Raw genomic sequence first — 23,620 nt, forward strand, 5'->3', positions numbered from 1 at the left:
TTATTTTAATAAGTTTAAGGCCCACTGATAAATTAGATCCTCTAGTCCGTTAATGTTCTCGTGACCAAAATCTGGATAAATAATATGCTCTTTTTTACTTTTTATATTATTATAAACTGCAAATTGTGTTGATGGTGGGCATACTCTATCCATTAATCCAGTTACCATTGTCACCTCTCCCTTTATATTTTCTACAAAATTTTTTACATCTATATATCCTAGTGTTTCAAAGAACTTGTTTTCATTTTTATGTTGTGGATCATACCATCTAAAAAAATCTCTTAATTCCTGATATGCAAAATCTCCTAAATCTAAATTCCAAACTCTCTTAAAATCTGATAAATATGGATAAATTGCAAATACTTTAAATACCTTATTTTCTAAAGCTGCTGAAACTAAAGAGATTGCTCCACCTTGGGAATAACCTAAAGTTGATATACGTGTTTTATCAATATCTTTCATTTGAAAAATAATATCTAATAACCTCACTGCATCTAAATAAACTTTTCTATAGTAACTTTTTTTAGGTCCCTCTAACAAACCTCGAACTAAATTTCCAGTTCTAAAGTATTCATCGCCACTTTTTCCCATTTGATCTCTACAATCCATAGCAAAATAAGCAATTCCTGATGCTGGGTATACCATTCTTTTAGACCAATCTCCACCATTACCTCCATATCCATGAAATTCTACTAGTGCTGGTACTGGCTTTGATATATTTTTAGGCAATAGCATTTTTACATAAATTTTTTCATTATCAATTCCTTTAAATGTTAAATCATAACAATCACATAATGGTGTTTGAAACTCTGCAGGAGTAATTACTACCCCTGCTTCAGTTTCTCTCAAATCATCTAATGATTCTTGCCAAAATTCAAACATATTTAAAGGAGTTGGATTGGTTCCTCTATATTTTTTTAATTCATCTAATGGCAAATCAATATTAGGCATACTCTATCAAGCTCCTAATATCAAGTTAGGTACAAATAAAACAATCTGTGGAAATATTGTTAATAAAACTAATGTTAATATTATTGGTATTAATAATGGAATTACTCCTCGGGTTATCGTACTGACAGGTATTTTTCCAACTCTTGAAACAACAAATAAAGCCATTCCCATTGGAGGTGTTAAAATTCCTATCATTAAATTTAAAGTACTTAAAACTCCAAAGAATACTGGATCTATTCCAAATTGAACTACCACTGGTATTAACATTGGAAGAACTAAAACTTGTAAAGCTAACGCTTCTATAAATGTTCCTAAGAAAATTAGTAGTAAATTTATCATTACTAAAACCATCAATGGAGATTTTCCAAATGTTAAAAATACTTCAGCTATTTTCATTGAAATCTGTTCTCTTGCTATAACTTGACCAAAGAAAGTAACTCCCATAATCATTAGAACTGTTACACCACTTATTTTTATAGTTTCTATAACATCTTTTACAAAACCTTTCACAGTCAACTCTTTATATACAAAGAATCCTAATCCCATTGAATAACAAGTTGCTATTACCGCCGCTTCTGTTGGTGTAAAATATCCTGAGAAAATTCCACCTATTATTATAAATGGTGTCAATAATGCCCAAAATGACTCTTTAAAAGATATCCATCTTTCTTGCATCGTTGCTTTAGGAGCTCTTTTGTAGCCTCTTTTTTTACAAATAAAATAGTTCATTATCATAAGAGCAAAAGTTAAAATTATTCCAGGAACAAATCCACCTAAAAATAATCTTGCAATAGATTGATCTGCTATAACTCCATATATAATCATTGTTATACTTGGAGGAACTAGTGGTCCAATTATACATGAGGCTGCTGTTAATCCTCCACATAAATCATCATCGTATCCTTCATCTCTCATTGCTTTTATTTCAAGTTGTCCTAACCCTCCTGCATCAGCTAGAGCAGATCCTGACATTCCTGAAAATATTAGGCTTGCAAATATATTTACATGCCCCATACCACCTGTGTAATGTCCCAATAAAGCCTTAGCAAATCTAAATATTCTCTCTGTTATTCCAGAGCTATTCATTAAGACTCCAGTTAAAACAAAGAATGGAACACTTAATAGACTAAAACTATCTAAACTGTCAACTAAAAGTGAACCTACAAAATAAACTACATTCCAATCTGTAAGTGCAAAGAATAATAATGTGGCAAATACTAATGAGAATCCAACAGGAACCCCAACGAATATTAACCCAAACCACGATAAAAATGTTACTAATGTTAACATTCTTTACTCACCACCTTTTCATCACTTTCAGTCTCTACATGTTTAGGAGAAATAATAAATTTTCCCTCTTTATAGTCTTCTCTAAGAACCTGAAAAAATCGTATTAACATCAATGTTGCTATTAAAGGAAGAGCTACATACATCCAACCTGCAGATATTTTTAATGCAATTAATTGGAATATTTTTTTTCTTAAAAATAATTTATAACCTATTTGAATCATTGCAATTAACGATATAAAAACAACAGACTGAATAAATGTATTAGCTATTTTCAGTCCTTTTCCTGAAAATTTATTATATAGAAAATCTATAAATACATGCTGTCTATATTTTACCCCTATACTAACTCCTAACATTCCTACGTATGTAAATAATAAGATAGCTAACTCTTCACTCCAAACTAGAGGAGAATCAAATATTTGTCTAAAAACAATTTGAGCTACAAGTATTGCAAACATCATTATGAAAAGTATAGCTCCTATAATTTCCTCTAAGTTATTCAAAATTCGTTTTATATTCATATCCAACTCCTATACTATCACTCTCTATTTAACTGCTATAATCTCTTCTAATCCTGCTTTACCAACTTTTCCATTATTCTTCATATAAACTTCATAAAATGGTTGCATTGCAGTTCTAAATGGATCTAAATTAGGATTTGTAACTGTAACTCCTTGTTCTTTAAAGAAATCGATTAATCCTGCTTCTTCATCCACAAATAGCTTTGTATGATATTGTGCTGCTAACTCTGATTCTTGTTTTACTAATTCTTGTAAGTTTTTTGGTAATTTTTTCATACTTGAGTTACTAATTAAATATAGTTGATCGTTTAATATATGATTTGTCATTGCTAAATATTTTTGAACTTCGTAGAACTTTTGAGCTCTAATTGCTGATAATGGATTTTCTTGACCATCAACTGAATTTGTTTGCAGTGCTAAATATACTTCTGAAAATGCCATTGGTGTTGGAGATGCTCCTGTATTTTTAGCATATTCTAAGTTTGCGTCAGCTTTAGGAACTCTTAATTTTAATCCCTTCATATCTTCAATCGCATTTATTGGCCTATTTGTTGTTGTTTGTCTCGTACCATTATAAGCTTGAGATAAAATCTCTATGTTTAAGTTATCATTTATTTTCTTTTGTAAATTTTTTCCAAACTCTGTATCAAATGTTGCTTTTTTCATATGATCAAAATCTTGAATTACATATGGTAACGAATAAACTTGAGCTTCTGGAAAAAATATATTAAATCTTCCAATCTCAGCAAATCCCATATCTAAAACTCCTGCTGATAATTGTTCTAACATTGATCTATCGTCTCCAAGTTGAGCTCCTGGATATAATTCTACTACAATTTGACCGTTTGATTTTTCTTTTAAATTATTTGCTAAATATTCCGCTGCTTTGTACTCATTTGAACTTGTGTTTGCTACTAATCCCATTTTTAATTTATAAACCTTTTCGTTTGCCCCAAATGCTACCATCCCAAATACTAACGTTAATCCAGCTACTTTTAACACTCTTTTCATTGAAATTTCCTCCCTTAGAATTTACTTTTGATTTTATATAATAATCTCAAATTTTAATTCAAACTCTCTTTAAAAAGTATATCTATTTTAGTTTGATATTCATGAGATCTTTTTAAACTTGTTTTATATAATGCTTCAAAAATTTTCTTTCCTGCTATGTATCCTTGGTTATAGAAATCTTCTGATACTGTTGCTACAACTTTATCATTTTCAATTAGTCCCCGTATTTTCTCATTAAAACCGTTTGTTACAAACTTATAATTATCTTTCCCTATCTCCCCAAGATATTCGATTACTTCTGGAGCATATCTATTTATATATATTCCTTCTATATCATTTGAAAGGTAATTTAAAATTTGACTTTTATCTTCCAATAATTTTTTTATTTTTATTGGTCCTTGAAACTTTCTATCTAATTCTTTTAATTTTTCTGAAACGCCTTTTAAATATTTTCTTGATGATATCAAATCATCTCCTGCATCTATAACTAATATTTTTTTATCAATTTTAACTATATTTGATAAAACATCTGCTGCTATTCTTCCAGACTTCTCATACTTTGAATCTATATATGTATCTTCTTCAAAAAGCTGTTTTCCTATGGATACAATTTTTAAATCATTTTTTATTGGTTGTAATATTTTAATTATTTTATCTCTATCTAGTGGGATTATTATTAATCCATGAATTCTTTTTTCTAAAGATTTTTTTAAAAGTTCAATTTGACCTTCACTATCATTTATATCAACTTCTAGAACTTTGATTTTTATTCCGTATGCTTTTACTTCTTCTTGAAAATCTTTCAATCCACTTTTCAATTGCTTAGAATATTCTTCATTAATTGATCTTACTATAATAGCTACTATTGTTTTTTTTTCTTTTATAGCCAACGAACTCCCCAAGTAGTTTTTTTCATACCCCATTTCATTTGCCAACTTTAATATTCTTTCTTTTGTTTCTACCTTTATGTTTTTACTCCCGTTTAAAGCTCTTGCTACTGTTGTTCTTGTTATTCCTAATATTTTAGCTAACTCTGCTTGAGTAACCACTTTACACCTACCTTTGTTCTCGTGAACATGTTCGTTAATAAATTAATATAACATTTTTTGGTATTTGTCAAATATTTTTTTAATTATTCTTGTAAAAAAGTGTAAAAGCCTTTATAATATTATGATAAAAGAAAGTTTGAAAGGAGAGTTTATGAAAATTATTAGTAAAACTAAACCAAAAGGTACAGAATATAATGAACTAAAAAATATGAAAAAAGCAAAAAGAATTGTTAAAGCTAAAGAAGATAGAAGAAGAGCTGAAAACAAAAGAGTAAATGCTGAAGCTAGAAAAGAAAGAAGAATTGAAGGTGAATTTTACGATAGAGTAAGAGAAGTTGAAATTTTAGGTTTTAACAAAGGTATGCTTTTAGTTCGTATTGGTGACGATGTTGAAAAAAGAGGTCTTACTTATGGAAGAAGAAGTGTTGATCTTAAAGAAAATCTAAGTTTAATTGGAAACTTTCAATTAAAACTTTTTGGTGAAATGGTTGAGTTAAAACATTTAAAAAACTTTGCTCAAATGAGAGATCAAATATCTTGGGCTATTTCAGAAGATTTATAAAAAAAGTGGGAAATATCCCACTTTTTCATATTTTTTGTACTAAAAATTTGTACACTCCATCATTATCATTTGAATCTGTTAAATATTTTGCATCTTTTTTTAAATCTTCTTCTCCATTTTTCATAACAACTCCATATCCAACCATTTCTAGCATTTCTTTGTCATTGTTTGCATCTCCGAAGGCAACACACGTATCTAAAGTTAGATTCTTTAATTGTAAGATTTTTTCTAAACTTTTTCCCTTATTAACTTTTTTATTTAAAATTTCTAAATATCTCTCTTGTGAATATGTTAAATGCACTATATCTCTTAGTTTCTCTTTAATTTCTTTTTCTATTTTTTCTAAATTACATCGTTCATCTATAAATAATGCTTTTGTCATTAATAAACTTGTAAAATTATTAAAGTTTTTTTCAACTGCATCTATTCCTATATTATTTTTGTAATATTCTGTTTGCCAATTTTTTTTATCTTCAACAAACCAATTTTCATCTTGATATAAATTTAAATGAATATTATTTTTTCTAGAAATTTCTATCAATACTTTAACTATATCTTCTGAAAGTGGTTCTTCTAATAAAATACTCTCATTTTTTGTATCTATAACTTTTGCACCATTATAACAAATTACTATAATTGGTAACTCTAATTTTTTTAAAATTTCTTTTGTTGCACTGTACGATCTTCCTGTAACTATAAAAATCTCTACTCCTTTTTTATATAACTCTCTTAGAATAGATATATTTTGATTGCTAATCTCTTTTTTAGAATTTAGTAAAGTTCCATCTAAATCTAATGCTACCGATTTTATCATTTATCCTATACCTCCCATTTTATATAATATATTATAACAAAAAAAGAGGAGAAATTCTCCTCTTTACTTTAATATTCAATATTTTCTAATATGTGATTTCCATTTGGGTTAAATTTAAAACCTTTTATATTTTTATTTATTCCTATATTATATGTTTTATAAACTATTGGTATTATCGGATTTTCATCTAAAATAATCTCTTGTATCTCTTCATATTTTTCTTTTCTTTTCTCTTTTACTGGTTCTTTTCTTGCTTCATCTAATAATGTATTTACTCTTTGATTATTATAAAAACTTCTATTTCCAACTCCACCTCTAGAATTGTTATGAAGTAACGGATAATATCCATAATCTGCATCTCCTGTACTTGTATACCAAAGTCCTATTAAAGCATTATGCTTTCCTTGAGCTGTTAATTGTAAAAAAGATGATAATTCCAATGTTTGAATTTTTACATCAATTCCAATCTCTTTTAAATTTGCTTGTATTATTTGAGCCATTTGATATTTACTTGTATCTTCATATATCCATAGTTCTATTTCTATCGGAGTTTTATAGTCCTTCATTATTTTTTTTGCTTTTTCTAAATTATATTTTTTTTCTTCTTTATTTGAATATCCAAAAGTATTTGGAGTTATTATAGAATTGGCCACTTTTGATGTATTTTCAAATATAACTTCATTTATAGAATCTTTATCTATTGCATAACTTATTGCTTGTCTTAGTCTTTTATCATTTAATGGAGCTTTCTCAGTGTTAATGGATAAAAAATCTGTTCCATAAGATAATTTGTTTAATATTTCTAAATCTTTTGAATTTTTAAAAGCTTTTACATCTATAGATGATATATCATATGCTATTTGTATTTCATTTGTTTCTAACGCTATATATCTATTAGGTGCTTCTGGAATCGTTAAAAATTCTAATATATCTATCTTCGGACTTCCCTTGAAGTAATTATCATTTTTTTCTAAAATTACTTTTTGTCCAGTTCCCCATTCTAAAAGTTTAAATGCTCCTGTTCCAACTAGTTTTTTATTCTTATCCTCTTTGACTATTGCCATAGATGAATGAGTTAAATTATGTAATAATATGTCCACATTTGTTGTACATATTATTCTTAATTTATATTTATCTATAACTTCTAGTTTTTCAATAGGATCGACCAATACCTTAGTAACAGGTATACTCTTATTTCTTTCTAAACTCTTTTTTACAATTTCAGAGTTTAATTCTTCACCATCTTGAAATAAAATACCTCTTTTTAAGTCCATTTCTATTGTATTATTTTTTATTGAATAATTTTCTATTAATTCACCTTTTACTTCATTTTCATTATCAAGAATAAATAAATTATTGTAAATTTGCTTAGTTATAGCTAAGGTAGAACTATCTGTATGTTTATGTGGATCATATGATCTCCCACTATAACCTAACCCTATTTTCACAATTTTTTTTTCTGGATTTCCCAATACTGTATTTAATAACAAAATAAATATAGTACATATTTTTAAAAAACTTTTCATTTTATCCCCCTTCTATTTATGCTATACTTTTATCAGTATGACATATTTATTTATTTTTTTCAAAATAATATCTCAAATTGTATTACTACACTTTAGGAGGCTCAATGAATATTCTTTTTAAAAACTTTAAAGTTGAAAATGAAAATTTTATATATATTCCTCTTTATATCTTTTTAAAAGATAAGATTGAAAAAAGAGAAATTTCCTATAAACTTCCCTCAATTAGAAAAGTAGCTAATTTTTTAAATATTAGTTCTAATACTGTCGCAAAATCTTATTTAGAATTAGAAAAAATTAACTATGTAAAAACTATTAAAGGAAGTGGTGTTTTTATTAATAAAAATATTTTTTCTGAAAAAAACATCTCTTCTTTAAATTTAGAAAATGATGATAATTTTAGTATAATAAAAACTTTAAAAATTGATTTTATAAATTCTACACCTAATTATAGTTATCTTCCAGTTAACGATATTAAATATGCTATTAACTATATCTTGGATAGAGATCAAGAACTTGCATTAATTAATGAGGGACCTTTTGGAAGTTTTGAACTACGGGAATCCATCAAAAATTCTTTAATTAACCTAGAAATTATGTGTAATACCGAAAATATTCATATACTTTCAGGAGCACAACAAGGAATAGATTTAATTTCTAAAACTTTAGGTTTTTCTAAGGCTCATATAGCCATTGAAAACCCAACTTACTTAGGTGCTTTAAAGTCTTTTAAAAATCAAGATTTTATTATACATCCTATTGATGTCGAAAACGATGGTCTTAATATTTCTCAATTAAAACAATTACTTTTAGAAACTAAAATAAAATTTATTTATCTTATGGCCAATTTTCAAACACCTACTGGTGTTAATATTTCTCAAAAAAAAAGATTACAACTTTTAGAACTTTCAAAGGAATTTGACTTTTATATAATTGAAGATGATTCTGCCTCTGATTTATATTATTCCGATAGGACACCTATACCTTTAAAAGTATTAGATGTAGATGATCGTGTTATTTACATTAAAAGTTTTTCTAAAATATTTATGCCTGGATTTAGATTAGGATTTATTCTCGTTCCTCAAAAACTTTTAACACCTTTTTTAAACAACAAAATACTATCTGATTCTAGTACCTCTACTTTATATCAAAAATCATTTGCTCTTCTTTTAGAAAAAGGATTAATTGAAAAACACATGAGTCTTTGTCGAAAAAATTTCAAATTTATCCAAGATTCTATTGTAGAAGAACTCAAAAAAATTCCCAATATTAGTTTTATAATTCCGTCCGGTGGTTGCTCTATTTGGATAAAATTACCAAAACATATTTCTTCTCTAAGCGTTTATAATAAATTATTAATTAATAATGTTGGAATAGTTCCTGGTAGTAATTATGGTTTTGATAATTTCATAAAATTAAATTTTTCAAGAATTAATGAAAAAGATATAAATTCTGGAATTTCTCTTCTAAAAGAAACTATTGAATTTTTTATAAATTTAGATATATAAAAAACATCAAAGGTAATTTTATTTTATTACCTTTGATGTTTTTTTATTTCTTTATTAAATTTTTATACATTGTTATTGCATAGTGTGTTTTGAAATCATTTGTTATATTTTCTACTTTTTCAAGATTTTCCCAAACCACTTCTAAATCTTCACCTTCATCTAATTGTTTTTCATAAGTTTTTTCTTTTTCTGTTTTTAGCTTTAATATATATACATATAACTCTTCAGAAGTGTATCCTGGAGAAAGAATTAATGGAATTTTAGGAGCATATATAACTTCGAAACTTTCAAACATATATCCTGTTTCTTCTCTAACTTCTCTTGCTAAAGTTTCTATTGGATTTTCGTTGTTTTCAATTATTCCTGCTGGTATTTCTAAAAGTTTACTAGAAACTCCTGGTCTATATTGTTCTACTAATAAAACTTTATCCTCTTTAAAATTCAAAATTAAAGCTGCAATAGCATTAGGTTTATCTAAAAACTCTAATTGAATATCTCTTGTTGGATGCTTCTCTATTTTCACTTTTAAAAATCTTAAATCGTTTATTTTCATATTACTCTCCTATAATTCTAGCAAACTCTTTTGGAGTTGGTGATACAAAACTCATCTCTTTGTTTGTTACAGGATGCTTTATTTTTAATGTATACGCATGTAGTCCTAGTCTTTTTAGAATGTTTGTTTGTGCTCCATACTTTTTATCACCAACTACCGGGTGACCTATATCACTCATATGCACTCTGATTTGATTTTTTCTTCCAGTTTCTAAAGAAGCTTTTAAATATGTATATTTCCCTTTTACTTTTTCAACTTTATAATTTGTAATCGCTAATTTTCCACCAGTTTTATCATCTTTTACTGAATAAGTTACAAAGGCTTTATTGTCTTTTAGGTATGATTTAATTTGTCCTTTTTTCTCTTTAACAACACCTTCAACTATAACTGCATACTCTCTTTCTAAAACAAGAGTATCCCAATTATCTTGAAGTTCTGTTTTAATTTTTTCTGATTTAGCAAAAATCATTACACCTGATGTATCTTTGTCTAATCTATGAACAATAAATATTCTTTCCTTCTTATCCTTTGATTTCATATAATCCATTAAAAGTTTATATGCAGTTCTTTCATTACTTTTTTTATCTGTTGATATTGATAATAATCCTTCTTCTTTTTCTATTACAACTATATCATTATCTTCAAATAAAATTTTTATTCCTTTTGGTGTTTTATCGTTTCTATTTTTATTCCAATTTATTGTAACTTCGTCTCCAGGACTTAAGATTAAATTAAATTGTCTTTCTATTTTTCCATTTACTCCAACTTGTTCTTTTGATAAAAGTGTTTTTATATTATTTTTACTTTGTTTTGATAAATTATCTATTAAAAAATTCATCAATTCACTTTTTTCAGTTACTTTAAATTTCATTATAATTACCTCTTTTTTTATTTCTATTATAACATATGTTTAATTTTATTGCGACAATTTGTCGTGTTTTAATTTTATTGCGACAATTTGTCGTGTTTTAATTTTATTGCGACAATTTGTCGTGTTTTAATTTTATTGCGACAATTTGTCGTGTTTTAATTTTATTGCGACAATTTGTCGTGTTTTAATTTTATTGCGACAATTTGTCGTGTTTTAATTTTATTGCGACAATTTGTCGTGTTTTAATTTTATTGCGACAATTTGTCGTGTTTTAATTTTATTGCGACAATTTGTCGTGTTTTAATTTTATTGCGACAATTTGTCGTGTTTTAATTTTATTGCGACAATTTGTCGTGTTTTAATTTTATTGCGACAATTTGTCGTGTTTTAATTTTTTTATCCATAAAATATGGATAAAAAAATTGATTATTTTCCATTTTTAAATTATACTATAATTATTAAAAAAGGAGGTGAAAAGCGTTACTTCTTTTAGTGGCGTTAATAATGGGGAAAATAATAACTATAAAAAATAACAAAGGTGGAGTTGGAAAATCAACTTTATCAAAAAATATTGCACATGGTCTTGCTATGTTAGACTTTAAAACTGCCCTAATTACTTCAGATGCACAAAATGATAGCTTAATACTTTTAGGTGGGTGGTTTGAAGGTGGTAAAGGTTTTAAATCTTTTGTTCAAAATGGTGAAGAAATAAAAATAAAAATCAGAGAAAATCTAGACTATTTTCCTGTTGAAACAGATATTTTTGGAATAAATTTAAAAAGTAAAATCAGAAATGCTTTTAATTCATTAAAAGATAATTATGATTTTATAATTGTTGATTGTGCTCCTGTTTTTAATGTACTTAATGATATTATTTTAGAAATTACTGATGAAATTATTGTTCCTATTAAACTTGATAAGTTAAGTACTGCTGGTATTACAAGATTAATAGAAAAAGCTGAAGGAAATAAAATAACTCAAATCGTTCCTAATTTATATAGAAATACTAAAATCTCAAGAGAATATTTCCAAAATTTATCTAACTTTTTTAATGATACAGGTGTTACATTAACAAATCCTATTCCAGAAAGTGTTATTGAAGAACAACTTTCAGAAAAAGGTAAAACAATCTGGGAAACTCAATCTAAAAAAGCTGAAGAATTACAAAGTTTATATGGTGAAATTATTGGGGGAATTATTAATGATTAATAAAAAAATTAATGTTTTGGATAGATTAAAACAAGACTCTTTCAAAAAAAAAGAATCTCCAGTTAAACAAAATATTGAATCTAAAGAGTTTGAAATAACTGTTATTGAAAAAGATTTTCTACCTGATAACGAAGTTTTATTTAACTATGAAGATATACAAGATTTAGAAATGAAAAATGATTTATTAAAATATGAATCTCTTTTAAACTTAGCTAAGAGTAATTATCATACTAAAGCTGGGGAAATACTAAATGAAGCAAATGAAAAATATGCAAATCATAAAAATGGAACTTTTTCAATTTGGTTAGAGCATATGAAAATTGGTAAAAAAAGTGCAGAAAGATTAATAAATCGTTTTAAATTTATAAAAAATAATTGTCTTACATCAGAAGATCAATTTTATTTTGAAACTCTTCCTTTATCACTAACTTATGAGATTTCTGCTCCCAATGCAAATAAAGATTTGATTAATGCAGTTTTAAATAAGCAAATAAAAACTAGAAAAGAATATATTATTCTCAAAAATACTTTAAAAAATGAATCTCCTAAAGTTTCTGAATTTGATTCTATTGAAAAATTATTCAATAAACTAAACTCTAATATATTTACTCTTATTGAAAATAAAGTAGAATCTTCAACTTTGGATTCAAATAAAGCAAAAACAGTATACGAGAAAATCGAGCTTCTTAATAAAGAAATTAAAAGCTTACTTATTGAAATTGAAAAACTAAACTAAATAATCAAGAAAGGAATAATTATGAAACTATTTAATTTTGTAGATTTTTTTTATGTTATTGAACATAATAATGAATATTTTGAATTTGAAATTGAAGATGATTTTTTAGATAATATATCTGAAGAGTTAGATATTGATAATTTTGATATTTTAAAAATGTCAGAAATATCTGAAGGTAATTTTGATATTCTTATAAAAACACCTAAAGGTGATGAAAAAGTTTATAAGTATACTCTTTCTTCTGAAAGAATATCTTATATTTTATCTATTACTGAGTAATCGGAATTTTATACAATTATTTAATTTTCCAATAACCCAAGAAGCTCTTAAAAACCTTCTTGGGTTATTTTTGTTTTAAGATAAAATTTACAAAAAAAGCTTAAATTCTTTTATATATAGAATTTAAGCTTTTTTTTATCGATTCATTTAACAGATAATTTTTTATACAGCATTACTGGCTATTATTTTAAAGGTTTTATTTTTATTAAACTTTCTTCATCTTCATTATATTCTAAAATAACATGTAAATTTCCTAATTCTCCCTCAAAAAATTTAGTTATTCCTAGTAATCGAATTATTTTATTAACCTCTTTTATATTTTCACCTTCTAAAATATCTAAAATATCCAATTGAAACATTGACATATTTTTATATATTTTTTTTATTTCAATATTTTTGGCCATATCTGCTGTATTTATTTCTAAATTATCTTTAATTTCTTTTTTGGCCACTTGTATTGTATCTATTTTTGGTTCTATTATCTCAATCTCTTGTATATAATTATTTATCGACGTATGTGTTGTATTTATTTTATTCGATATTTCAATTTCATCTACAATTGAAGTTTCTAAAGGAATTTTATCTTTTTTAGCCTCTTCTGTTGTATATTTATTTAAATTTTTCTCTAAATAATCTTTTACAATTTTATCTTTAGCTGCAGTAAAGGCCATTTTTTGTATTTTACCTTCTACTCCACACATTTTTATATAATCTTTATAAGCTTCTTTTTCTATTTTTTCTTTTTCTTCTAATGTAATTCTTCCTAAGAATTTTTCTATTTCTAATTCATTTTCTAAAGATTTTGGAACTTCTAATTCTAAGTTTTCTAATTTTAAATTTTCATTACTAGCCTTTGGTGTTGTACTTTTTTTCTTCTGTTGTATATAATCCTCAGCCCATCCTTTTGATAATGCTTGTATCATATAACTTCTAATATTACTTACTTTTTGTACTTTTATATATTCAGATACTAATTTAATATGTTCAAATCCATACTGTCTTATTCCATCTTTAATAACTTTTGGCAATGTTTTTAATTCCCTTGCTTTAGATGGTAGTATTTTTAAAATCTCTTCTAATTTTTCATTAGTTGGTATTCTATCTACAGTTTCAGCCTTTACAGCTTCAAAATGTTTATTTCCATCATTTGGTAAATCTACTCCACTATCTGTATGAGTTATAAGTAAATTATCAAAATGATTTTTATCGTCATAAAAATATGATTGCTTTAATTCATTATGCGATTCATTAAAATAAAATTCAAATTCAGATTCTATCCATTTACTATTTTTTATAACTGTATAATCCGCTATTAAATTCATTTTTTTTAATTCTTGACAACTCTTTTCAATAACTTTTATAGTTCTTCCAATTTTTTGAATATTCTCACTCAAAGGAATTCTTTTAATTAAATTTATTGAAAGAACTTTTATATACATTCTATTAAATCTTAATTTATTAATAAGCATGTATAATGCTCTTGTAATTGGATTATCCATACTTAAAAGCAACTGAGAGTCATATACCAAATAACCTTTTCTTATTATATTATCGTAAAAATGCTCTGATATTGATACTTTTATTACTTCTTTTATTCTTCTATCAGTAAATAATTCTTTTTCAGATTCTTGAGCTTGTTTTAAGGATATCATATGAATATTCATAATATTCGTATTAATCTGTTCTTCAATAATACCTTTAATCTTATTAGAATATAATGAATTTTTAAATGTATAACTCGTTTGTGATAATCTTATTAATGCTTTTGAAATTCTTCCATAAAATCCCTTAAACGATTCTTGTGCAATTCCCATACTTGTTAAAATCTCACTTATTGTTGTATAAAAAGTGTTGTGATATCTTTTATCTCTCATTATTTTTAATAATGCTATAAATACTCTCTCTTCAAGTTCTCCTGGAATATAATCTCCTGATGTGGGATTAACTTGAATATATGCTTCTTTTGATCTATTAAAAAAATATCTTATTATTTGATTTTTTTTCTTACTTGTACTTTTAGTAAATAGTGGATATTCAATCATATTTATATCTATTCTAACTAAACTATGACTTTTTTCATTTTCAATTTCAGAAACATCCAAAAATTTTTCAACTATTTCACTTGGACCTGTATCAATAACTTGATTCATAGGAATATCAAATCTTTTTACTTTTTTCATTTTCACCAGTCCTTTAATGCTGTATATTTATTTTTTCATCCTCTTATGTTGTATATTTTACAATAAAAAAAGCTTTTTTTCAACTTTTTTTACCATTAGTGCTGTATTATTTTGTTATTTTAATAAAAAATAAGAGATTTTTTCGTTAGTTACTCTATACAAATGGCCATTTCTTTAAAAAAATTTTAATACAGCATTAACGGCTTTTAAAATACAACATTAATGGCTTTAATATACAATACCTATGGGCATAATAATACAACATTAATGGCTATATATATACAACATCTATGGGTATTAAATTTTATTTTAAAATTCCTATCATTCCTTATTTTATCTACATTAAAAGCATATTTTATTTTTATTTTTATTTTTACAACAATATAAACAACTATAAACAACTAAAACAACTATAAACAATCTTTTATTAAAATATTCTAATAAAATTAATTCTTTATTTCTTTAAATTGAAACGAAACAATTCGAAAGTTATATTTTTTTATATTCTTAATCTATTCTTAATAACATTTTAAATCCTTATTTAAATAAAGATATAATTATAAGTTATTAAATCTTTAAAAAGGTAAAACATCTATTTTTACTTAAATTTAATATTATAAATTATTCATCTATTAAATTTTACCAAAATAATATCTTAATAATATTTAGAATTTTTAACTTTACATTTTTTTATAAATTTTTTTTATATGAAAAATGTAAAAACTACTTTAATTATATATAATAGAATAAAAATAAAAAATTTTTAAAAAAATAAAAAACTTTGTTGACATTATTTAAAAATTATGGTACTATTATTTTTGTCAGCGGCAAACGTTGATGCAAAACTAAATAAGTCGGAATATAGCGCAGTCCGGTAGCGCACCTGCCTTGGGAGCAGGGGGCCGCAAGTTCGAATCTTGCTATTCCGACCATTATGGGGTGTCGCCAAGCGGTAAGGCAACGGACTTTGACTCCGTCATGCGTTGGTTCGAATCCAGCCACCCCAGCCAAAAAAGTTTTGCCCCGTTCGTTCAGTGGTAAGGACAATAGATTTTCACTCTATAAACAGGGGTTCGATTCCCCTACGGGGTACCAATGGTGAGGTTCCCGAGCGGCCAAAGGGATCAGACTGTAAATCTGACGGCTCTGCCTTCGAAGGTTCGAATCCTTCTCTCACCACCATATACGCCGCTTTAGCTCACCTGGTAGAGCAACTGACTTGTAATCAGTAGGTAATTGGTTCGACTCCGATAAGCGGCACCATAATAATATAAAACAAAAACACCTGCGAGGGTGGCGGAATTGGCAGACGCACCAGACTTAGGATCTGGCGTTTCGACGTGAGGGTTCAAGTCCCTCCTCTCGCACCATATACAACACTAAAGGACATTAACAACCGAATAGAGAAAATAGTCAGAAGTTATGAAAATAACAAAATGCCAGAAATGGCAAACCAATAAATGGTGTAAACGTAAGTCTTAGGACTTTAAATATATTTGAATGAAGAGTTTGATCCTGGCTCAGGATGAACGCTGACAGAATGCTTAACACATGCAAGTCGATTCGATTTACCTTCGGGTATTGAGGATGGCGGACGGGTGAGTAACGCGTAAGGAACTTGCCTCTTGGTCTGGGACAACTGTTGGAAACGACAGCTAATACCGGATATTATGAGATTCTCGCATGGGAAACTTATGAAAGCTATATGCGCCAAGAGAGAGCCTTGCGTTCCATTAGCTAGTTGGTGGGGTAACGGCCCACCAAGGCGACGATGGATAGCCGGCCTGAGAGGGTGAACGGCCACAAGGGGACTGAGACACGGCCCTTACTCCTACGGGAGGCAGCAGTGGGGAATATTGGACAATGGGCCACAAGCCTGATCCAGCAATTCTGTGTGCACGATGAAGGTCTTCGGATTGTAAAGTGCTTTCAGTTGGGAAGAAGAAAGTGACGGTACCAACAGAAGAAGCGACGGCTAAATACGTGCCAGCAGCCGCGGTAATACGTATGTCGCAAGCGTTATCCGGATTTATTGGGCGTAAAGCGCGTCTAGGCGGAAAAATAAGTCTGATGTTAAAATGCGGGGCTCAACTCCGTATTGCGTTGGAAACTGTTTTTCTAGAGTACTGGAGAGGTGGGCGGAACTACAAGTGTAGAGGTGAAATTCGTAGATATTTGTAGGAATGCCGATGGAGAAGTCAGCTCACTGGACAGATACTGACGCTAAAGCGCGAAAGCGTGGGGAGCAAACAGGATTAGATACCCTGGTAGTCCACGCCGTAAACGATGATCACTAGGTGTTGGGGGTCGAACCTCAGCGCCCAAGCTAACGCGATAAGTGATCCGCCTGGGGAGTACGCACGCAAGTGTGAAACTCAAAGGAATTGACGGGGACCCGCACAAGCGGTGGAGCATGTGGTTTAATTCGACGCAACGCGAGAAACCTTACCAGCGTTTGACATCCTAAGAAGTTTCCAGAGATGGATTCGTGCCGGCTTGCCGGAACTTAGTGACAGGTGGTGCATGGCTGTCGTCAGCTCGTGTCGTGAGATGTTGGGTTAAGTCCCGCAACGAGCGCAACCCCTATTGTATGTTGCTACCATTAAGTTGAGCACTCATGCGATACTGCCTGCGATGAGCAGGAGGAAGGTGGGGATGACGTCAAGTCATCATGCCCCTTATACGCTGGGCTACACACGTGCTACAATGGGCAGTACAGAGAGTTGCCAACCCGCGAGGGTGAGCTAATCTCTTAAAGCTGTTCTTAGTTCGGATTGTACTCTGCAACTCGAGTACATGAAGTTGGAATCGCTAGTAATCGCAAATCAGCATGTTGCGGTGAATACGTTCTCGGGTCTTGTACACACCGCCCGTCACACCACGAGAGTTGGTTGCACCTGAAGTAGCAGGCCTAACCGTAAGGAGGGATGTTCCTAAGGTGTGATTAGCGATTGGGGTGAAGTCGTAACAAGGTATCCGTACGGGAACGTGCGGATGGATCACCTCCTTTCTAAGGAGACTAACTTTTTCTCTATTCGATTGATACTGTTCTTTGTAAGTATGGGGATATAGCTCAGTTGGGAGAGCGACGCACTTGCACTGCGTAGGTCAGCGGTTCGACTCCGCTTATCTCCACCAAAACATTATCAAACTTGGACATTGGAAACTATATAGTAGATATTGAGAAAATATTCTAAATTAACTAACAATTCATTTTTAAGTCAATCTTAAATTGAGTAGTTAGTCTGTCTAAATAATATGAATTATATTACAAGGTTAAAATATTAAGGGCACACGAAGGATGCCTAGGAAGTAAGAGCCGATGAAGGACGTGGTAAGCTGCGATAAGCTTGGTGGAGTTGCAATCGAACTGTGATGCCAAGATTTCCGAATGGAGAAATCTGCTAAGATGGAGTCTTAGCACGAAAGAGGGAACCGGGTGAACTGAAACATCTAAGTAACCCGAGGAAAAGAAAGTAAAAACGATCCCCTAAGTAGCGGCGAGCGAACGGGGGTGAGCCCAAACCGTAGATGTGCCAAGGATGCAGCCGTTGTATCTACGGGGTAGCGGGAAGATCGTCTGAAGAACTGCAAGGTATTCGACATTATGATACGCCGAACTGGAAGGGTCTGGAAAGGCCTGCCGTAGAGAGTGAAAGCCTCGTACAGGTAAACCGTATCAAATGTATGATCTCTCCCAAGTAGCACGGAACACGAGGAATTCTGTGTGAATCTGCGAGGACCATATCTCGTAAGGCTAAATACTCTTACTTACCGATAGCGCATAGTACCGTGAGGGAAAGGTGAAAAGAACCCCGGGAGGGGAGTGAAATAGAACCTGAAATCGTGTGCTTACAAGCGGTCAGAGCCCTTTGGGGTGATGGCGTGCCTTTTGGAGAATGATCCTGCGAGTTACGTTCAGTGGCAAGGTTAAGTTTAACGGAGCCGAAGGGAAACCGAGTCTGAATAGGGCGACATAGTCGCTGGGCGTAGACGCGAAACCTGGTGATCTAAGCCTGTCCAGGGTGAAGCTGTGGTAAGACACAGTGGAGGCCCGAACTCACCGCCGTTGAAAAGTTGGGAGATGAGGTAGGTTTAGGGGTGAAAAGCCAATCGAACCAGGAGATAGCTCGTTCTCTCCGAAATGCATTTAGGTGCAGCCTTGAGTGTTCAATTATGGGGGTAGAGCACTGAATGACCTAGGGGGCATACTGCTTACCGAAGTCAATCAAACTCCGAATACCATAATTCTAGAGCTCAGGAGTGAGACTATGGGAATTAACTTCCATGGTCAAAAGGGAAACAACCCAGACCACCAGCTAAGGTCCCTAATTATAACTAAGTGGGAAAGGAGGTGGAGATTCACAAACAACCAGGAGGTTGGCTTAGAAGCAGCCATACCTTTAAAGAGTGCGTAATAGCTCACTGGTCGAGAGTCTCTGCGCCGACAATGTAACGGGGCTAAGTTATAAACCGAAGCTGTGGAGTTGCGTAAGCGACTGGTAGGAGAGCGTTCTGTAGGCCGTTGAAGGAGAATCGACAAGAGACTCTGGAGGTATCAGAAGTGAGAATGCAGGAATAAGTAGCGAGAATGGGGGCGAGAATCCCCCACGCCGGAAGACCAAGGGTTCCAGGGTAAAGTTTGTCTCCCCTGGGTAAGCCGGGTCCTAAGCCGAGGCTAGATTGCGTAGGCGAATGGAAAACAGATTAATATTTCTGTGCCACTGATATCAAGTGATGGAGGGACGCAGGAGGTTATGCACGCTGGCGAACGGAAGTGCCAGTTCAAGCATGTAGCGTGGTCTAGTAGGAAAATCCGCTAGACTAAACGTGAGGTGTGATGAGGAGTCGTAAGATGGAAGGTGCAAATACCACACTGCCGAGAAAAGCTTCTAAGCGTTATAAAGATATTAGTGCCCGTACCCCAAACCGACACAGGTGGTCAGGATGAGAAATCTAAGGCGGACAGGCTAACTCTCGTTAAGGAACTCTGCAAAATAGCCCCGTAACTTCGGGAGAAGGGGTGCCTTTTATGGTGAGCGTACACGCGACGCAAAGCTATGAGAGGCCGCAGTGAAGAGTCTCAGGCGACTGTTTAACAAAAACACAGGTCTATGCTAAGCTGTAAGGCGACGTATATGGGCTGACACCTGCCCAGTGCCGGAAGGTTAAGAGGAGGAGTGAGAGCTCCGAATTGAAGCCCCGGTGAACGGCGGCCGTAACTATAACGGTCCTAAGGTAGCGAAATTCCTTGTCGGGTAAGTTCCGACCTGCACGAATGGTGTAACGATCTGAGAGCTGTCTTGACGGGAGGCCTGGTGAAATTGTATTACCGGTGAAGATACCGGTTACCTGCAGTAGGACGGAAAGACCCCATGGAGCTTTACTGTAGCTTGGTATTGGGTTTTGGCATCGTATGTATAGGATAGTTGGGAGACTATGATGCGTGGTCGCTAGATTACGCGGAGTCACTGGTGGAATACCAACCATACTATGTCGGAATTCTAATTTGAGGTTTGTACCCTCGAAGACAGTGCTAGGTGGGCAGTTTGACTGGGGCGGTCGCCTCCGAAAGAGTAACGGAGGCGTTCAAAGGTTCTCTCAGGTTGGATGGAAATCAACCGCAGAGTGCAATGGCATAAGAGAGCTTAACTGCGAGACTGACGGGTCGAGCAGGTGCGAAAGCAGGACATAGTGATCCGGCGATTCCGAATGGAAGGGTCGTCGCTCAACGGATAAAAGCTACCCTGGGGATAACAGGCTGATTCTACCCGAGAGTCCATATCGACGGTAGAGTTTGGCACCTCGATGTCGGCTCATCGCATCCTGGGGCTGGAGAAGGTCCCAAGGGTTGGGCTGTTCGCCCATTAAAGCGGTACGTGAGCTGGGTTCAGAACGTCGTGAGACAGTTCGGTCCCTATCCACTGTAGGCGTTAGAGTATTGAGAAGATCTGTCCTTAGTACGAGAGGACCGGGATGGACAAACCTCTGATGTACCAGTTGTCACGCCAGTGGCACAGCTGGGTAGTCACGTTTGGAACAGATAACCGCTGAAAGCATCTAAGCGGGAAACTGACTTCAAGATAAGTACTCTTTAAGATACCTTCGAGACTAGGAGGTTGATAGGTTGGGGGTGTAAGAGTTGTGAGACTTTTAGCTGACCAATACTAATATATCGAAGTTTTAACCTTAATATACTACTATATAGTTTTGAATGATCCAAGAAGTGACAAAGTCACGACTATGGAAAATTCATAGTTCACACAAATAAATATTGATTGGCAACGATAGCTATGGAGGTACACCCAGTAACATTTCGAACCTGGAAGTTAAGCCCATAAACGCTGAAAGTACTTGGGGGGCAGCCCCCTGGGAGGATAGGAAGTTGCCAATCTTAAAAAAGTGCTTCTTTAGCTCAGTTGGTAGAGCGCACGACTGTTAATCGTGTTGTCGCTGGTTCGAGCCCAGCAAGAAGCGCCATTTTTTTATTTTTTGGAAAATGAAAGAACTACATCAGTAGAAAATATTTGACATGAAGATTTAAATAGTGTATACTGTGTTTGAATGATGTATAAATTGAAAGAAATTCTAGTATTTAATATTTAAAGGTCTTTACATAGGTACCTTATATTAGTTGGATTGAATGGAGATTTATTACATGAAATCAAAATTTTTTATGGAGGTATCAAATGAAAGGTACAGTTAAATGGTTCAACCAAGAGAAAGGATTCGGATTCATCACTGGTGAAGATGGAAAGGATGTATTCGCACACTTCTCTCAAATTCAAAAGGACGGATTCAAAACTCTTAACGAGGGAGAAGAAGTAACTTTTGATGTAACTGAGGGAGCAAAAGGACCTCAAGCTACAAACATCGTAGTAGCAAAGTAATTTTAAGGAGTCAATGACTCCTTTTTTTTTACAAAAAAATAATAGCAATTTAAAAAATATATTTTTCATTTTGCATTCTTTATGATAAAATTATTTCATAAAAATCGAAATAAAGGGGGAAAAATGGAGATATTAAATTCATTAATAAATTTTTTTAATGATATTTTATGGGGTTACGTTCTTATTGTAATGTTATTATTTGTAGGAACATACTTTACACTAAAAACAAAATTTGTTCAAATAAGATATTTTGGACAAATGATAAAAATTTTAGGTGATAGCGTTGGTCATAAAGGTGGAGTTTCATCATTTAAAGCATTTTGTATAAGTACTGCTTCTAGAGTTGGAACTGGAAATTTGGCTGGAGTTGCGATAGCGATAGCTTCAGGAGGTCCAGGTGCTATATTTTGGATGTGGCTAATAGCCATTATAGGTGGAGCATCTAGTTTTGTAGAAAGTACTTTGGCACAAATTTATAAAGTGAAAGATGGAGAAGCTTTTAGAGGTGGACCAGCTTATTATATGGAGAAAGCTCTTAATAAAAGATGGATGGGTGTTGCATTTTCAATATTAATATCAATAACTTTTGGACTAATATTTAACTCAGTTCAATCAAATACAATATCTTTAGCTTTTCATGAAGCTTTTAAATTGGATAGAACAATAATAGGTATTGTATTAGCTATTGGAACAGGAGCTATAATCTTTGGTGGAGTTCAAAGGATAGCGAACTTTAGTGCTGCAGTAGTACCTGTTATGGCGATTCTTTACATACTAGTTTCATTGTATGTAATTGTAAGCAATATAAGTATGGTTCCAGAAATATTTAGAGATATAATTGAAAATGCTTTTGGTATTAGACAGGCAGTTGGTGGAGGAATAGGAGCTGCTATTATGACTGGAGTAAAAAGAGGTTTATTTTCTAATGAAGCAGGTATGGGATCAGCACCAAATGCAGCGGCAGCAGCGGAAACCTCTCACCCTGTAAAGCAAGGATTTGTACAAACTTTAGGAGTATTTACAGATACAATTTTGATTTGTTCATGTACAGCTTTTATGGTTTTAATATCAGGAGCACATAAGACTGAAGGATTAACAGGAATTCAATTAACTCAAAATGCCTTAAGTTCTCAAGTTGGAGGATGGGGAAATATTTTCATCGCATTATGCATATTATTATTTGCTTTTAGCTCAATAATTGGAAATTATTATTATGGAGAAACGAATATAGAATTTTTAACTCCAAATAAAACTTGGTTAAACTTATATAGAGTTGGAGTTATAGGAATGGTAATGTTTGGTTCTATTGGAGAGTTAGCACTTGTTTGGAATATGGCTGATTTATTTATGGGATTAATGGCAGTATTGAATCTTATAGCTATATTCTTACTAGGTAAAGTTGCTTTTGAAGCTTTAGGTGATTATAGCAATCAAAAAGAGAGTGGACTAGATCCTAGTTTCAATAAAAATGATATAGATATGCCATATGGTGAAAGAGTTGAGTGTTGGGATTAAGAAAAGTTGTTGACTTAAATCTTAAAATGCTGTAAAATCTCTTATAGTGAGCCTCCATAGCTCAATTGGATAGAGCATCTGACTTCGGATCAGAGGGTTATGGGTTCGATCCCTGTTGGGGGCGCCACAATAAACCATACACCTAATTTAAGATTAAA

15 protein-coding genes, 9 tRNA genes, 3 rRNA genes and 1 pseudogene are annotated in these 23,620 nt (G+C 31.5%); 19 read left to right on the forward strand and 9 right to left on the reverse strand.

Annotated elements, in window-relative coordinates:
* The 4 genes and pseudogenes from H5J23_RS12820 to H5J23_RS12840 form a co-directional block, all read right to left on the reverse strand.
* Complete coding sequence (locus tag H5J23_RS12820; RefSeq protein ID WP_185892635.1) at positions 1-951, reverse strand: acetylxylan esterase; 951 nt, start codon at positions 949-951, stop codon at positions 1-3.
* 6 nt (positions 952-957) lie between these two features.
* Positions 958-2,762 (reverse strand): annotated as a pseudogene (locus H5J23_RS12825) (TRAP transporter large permease subunit).
* 24 nt (positions 2,763-2,786) lie between these two features.
* Positions 2,787-3,773, reverse strand: coding sequence for a sialic acid TRAP transporter substrate-binding protein SiaP (locus H5J23_RS12835; protein ID WP_023049635.1), 987 nt, complete (start codon positions 3,771-3,773; stop codon positions 2,787-2,789).
* Between the two features lie 53 nt (positions 3,774-3,826).
* A complete protein-coding gene (locus tag H5J23_RS12840) occupies positions 3,827-4,822 on the reverse strand; it encodes a substrate-binding domain-containing protein (protein ID WP_185892637.1) in 996 nt (331 codons plus the stop codon).
* Between the two features lie 151 nt (positions 4,823-4,973).
* Here H5J23_RS12840 and H5J23_RS12845 point away from each other — a divergent pair, with 151 nt between their 5' ends.
* Positions 4,974-5,384 (forward strand): hypothetical protein, encoded by a 411-nt coding sequence (locus tag H5J23_RS12845; RefSeq protein ID WP_185892639.1) that lies wholly within the window; start codon positions 4,974-4,976, stop codon positions 5,382-5,384.
* A gap of 25 nt (positions 5,385-5,409) precedes the next feature.
* Here the strand turns inward: H5J23_RS12845 and H5J23_RS12850 are convergent, their stop codons facing one another.
* On the reverse strand, positions 5,410-6,198 hold the full coding sequence (locus tag H5J23_RS12850) for a Cof-type HAD-IIB family hydrolase (RefSeq protein WP_023049638.1): 789 nt from the start codon (positions 6,196-6,198) through the stop codon (positions 5,410-5,412).
* Positions 6,199-6,266: 68 nt separating this feature from the next.
* A complete protein-coding gene (locus H5J23_RS12855; protein WP_185892641.1) occupies positions 6,267-7,724 on the reverse strand; it encodes an ABC transporter substrate-binding protein in 1,458 nt (485 codons plus the stop codon).
* 104 nt (positions 7,725-7,828) lie between these two features.
* Here H5J23_RS12855 and H5J23_RS12860 point away from each other — a divergent pair, with 104 nt between their 5' ends.
* Positions 7,829-9,229, forward strand: a complete 1,401-nt coding sequence (locus H5J23_RS12860; RefSeq protein ID WP_185892643.1) for a PLP-dependent aminotransferase family protein — start codon at positions 7,829-7,831, stop codon at positions 9,227-9,229.
* Positions 9,230-9,272: 43 nt separating this feature from the next.
* Here the strand turns inward: H5J23_RS12860 and H5J23_RS12865 are convergent, their stop codons facing one another.
* Positions 9,273-9,782, reverse strand: a complete 510-nt coding sequence (locus H5J23_RS12865; RefSeq protein ID WP_185892645.1) for an NUDIX hydrolase — start codon at positions 9,780-9,782, stop codon at positions 9,273-9,275.
* A gap of 1 nt (position 9,783) precedes the next feature.
* Positions 9,784-10,653, reverse strand: a complete 870-nt coding sequence (locus tag H5J23_RS12870; RefSeq protein WP_023049642.1) for an RluA family pseudouridine synthase — start codon at positions 10,651-10,653, stop codon at positions 9,784-9,786.
* 504 nt (positions 10,654-11,157) lie between these two features.
* On the opposite strand from H5J23_RS12870, the gene H5J23_RS12875 reads away from it, so the two are divergent.
* Genes H5J23_RS12875 through H5J23_RS12885 form a run of 3 tightly spaced genes read left to right on the forward strand, consistent with a single transcriptional unit; the run spans position 11,158 to position 12,877 of the window.
* Complete coding sequence (locus H5J23_RS12875; RefSeq protein WP_023049644.1) at positions 11,158-11,862, forward strand: ParA family protein; 705 nt, start codon at positions 11,158-11,160, stop codon at positions 11,860-11,862.
* Positions 11,855-12,598, forward strand: coding sequence for a hypothetical protein (locus H5J23_RS12880; RefSeq protein ID WP_185892647.1), 744 nt, complete (start codon positions 11,855-11,857; stop codon positions 12,596-12,598). Before H5J23_RS12875 ends, H5J23_RS12880 begins: the two co-directional genes overlap by 8 nt.
* Before the next feature lie 21 nt (positions 12,599-12,619).
* Entirely contained in the window at positions 12,620-12,877 is a 258-nt protein-coding gene (locus H5J23_RS12885) for a hypothetical protein (RefSeq protein ID WP_185892649.1), read from the forward strand.
* Between the two features lie 182 nt (positions 12,878-13,059).
* Here the strand turns inward: H5J23_RS12885 and H5J23_RS12890 are convergent, their stop codons facing one another.
* Positions 13,060-15,057: a hypothetical protein gene (locus H5J23_RS12890; protein WP_185892651.1), complete on the reverse strand. Its 1,998-nt coding sequence runs from the start codon at positions 15,055-15,057 to the stop codon at positions 13,060-13,062.
* An 855-nt stretch (positions 15,058-15,912) separates the two neighbouring features.
* Between H5J23_RS12890 and H5J23_RS12895 the strand changes: the two genes are divergently transcribed.
* The 14 genes from H5J23_RS12895 (at position 15,913) to H5J23_RS12960 (ending at position 23,589) form a co-directional block, all read left to right on the forward strand.
* A tRNA-Pro gene (locus tag H5J23_RS12895) sits at positions 15,913-15,989 on the forward strand.
* A gap of 3 nt (positions 15,990-15,992) precedes the next feature.
* Positions 15,993-16,067: transfer RNA gene (locus H5J23_RS12900), tRNA-Gln, on the forward strand.
* Positions 16,068-16,077: 10 nt separating this feature from the next.
* Positions 16,078-16,152: transfer RNA gene (locus H5J23_RS12905), tRNA-Glu, on the forward strand.
* A gap of 2 nt (positions 16,153-16,154) precedes the next feature.
* A tRNA-Tyr gene (locus tag H5J23_RS12910) sits at positions 16,155-16,239 on the forward strand.
* 5 nt (positions 16,240-16,244) lie between these two features.
* Positions 16,245-16,320, forward strand: a tRNA-Thr gene (locus H5J23_RS12915).
* A 24-nt stretch (positions 16,321-16,344) separates the two neighbouring features.
* Positions 16,345-16,427, forward strand: a tRNA-Leu gene (locus tag H5J23_RS12920).
* A gap of 127 nt (positions 16,428-16,554) precedes the next feature.
* Positions 16,555-18,067 (forward strand): 16S ribosomal RNA (locus H5J23_RS12925).
* Positions 18,068-18,119: 52 nt separating this feature from the next.
* Positions 18,120-18,195 (forward strand) — tRNA-Ala (locus H5J23_RS12930).
* 136 nt (positions 18,196-18,331) lie between these two features.
* Positions 18,332-21,248: ribosomal RNA gene (locus tag H5J23_RS12935) — 23S ribosomal RNA — on the forward strand.
* A gap of 86 nt (positions 21,249-21,334) precedes the next feature.
* Positions 21,335-21,451 (forward strand): 5S ribosomal RNA (rrf, locus tag H5J23_RS12940).
* Together the 16S, 23S and 5S rRNA genes with 8 tRNA genes alongside form the textbook arrangement of a ribosomal RNA operon.
* Positions 21,452-21,461: 10 nt before the next feature.
* Positions 21,462-21,537, forward strand: a tRNA-Asn gene (locus H5J23_RS12945).
* A 209-nt stretch (positions 21,538-21,746) separates the two neighbouring features.
* Positions 21,747-21,947, forward strand: coding sequence for a cold-shock protein (locus H5J23_RS12950; protein ID WP_023052292.1), 201 nt, complete (start codon positions 21,747-21,749; stop codon positions 21,945-21,947).
* A gap of 123 nt (positions 21,948-22,070) precedes the next feature.
* Positions 22,071-23,462 (forward strand): sodium:alanine symporter family protein, encoded by a 1,392-nt coding sequence (locus tag H5J23_RS12955; protein WP_185892653.1) that lies wholly within the window; start codon positions 22,071-22,073, stop codon positions 23,460-23,462.
* Positions 23,463-23,512: 50 nt separating this feature from the next.
* Positions 23,513-23,589: transfer RNA gene (locus H5J23_RS12960), tRNA-Arg, on the forward strand.
* Positions 23,590-23,620 lie beyond the last annotated feature (31 nt).

This window comes from Cetobacterium sp. 2G large (assembly GCF_014250655.1).
GTDB lineage: Bacteria > Fusobacteriota > Fusobacteriia > Fusobacteriales > Fusobacteriaceae > Cetobacterium_A > Cetobacterium_A somerae.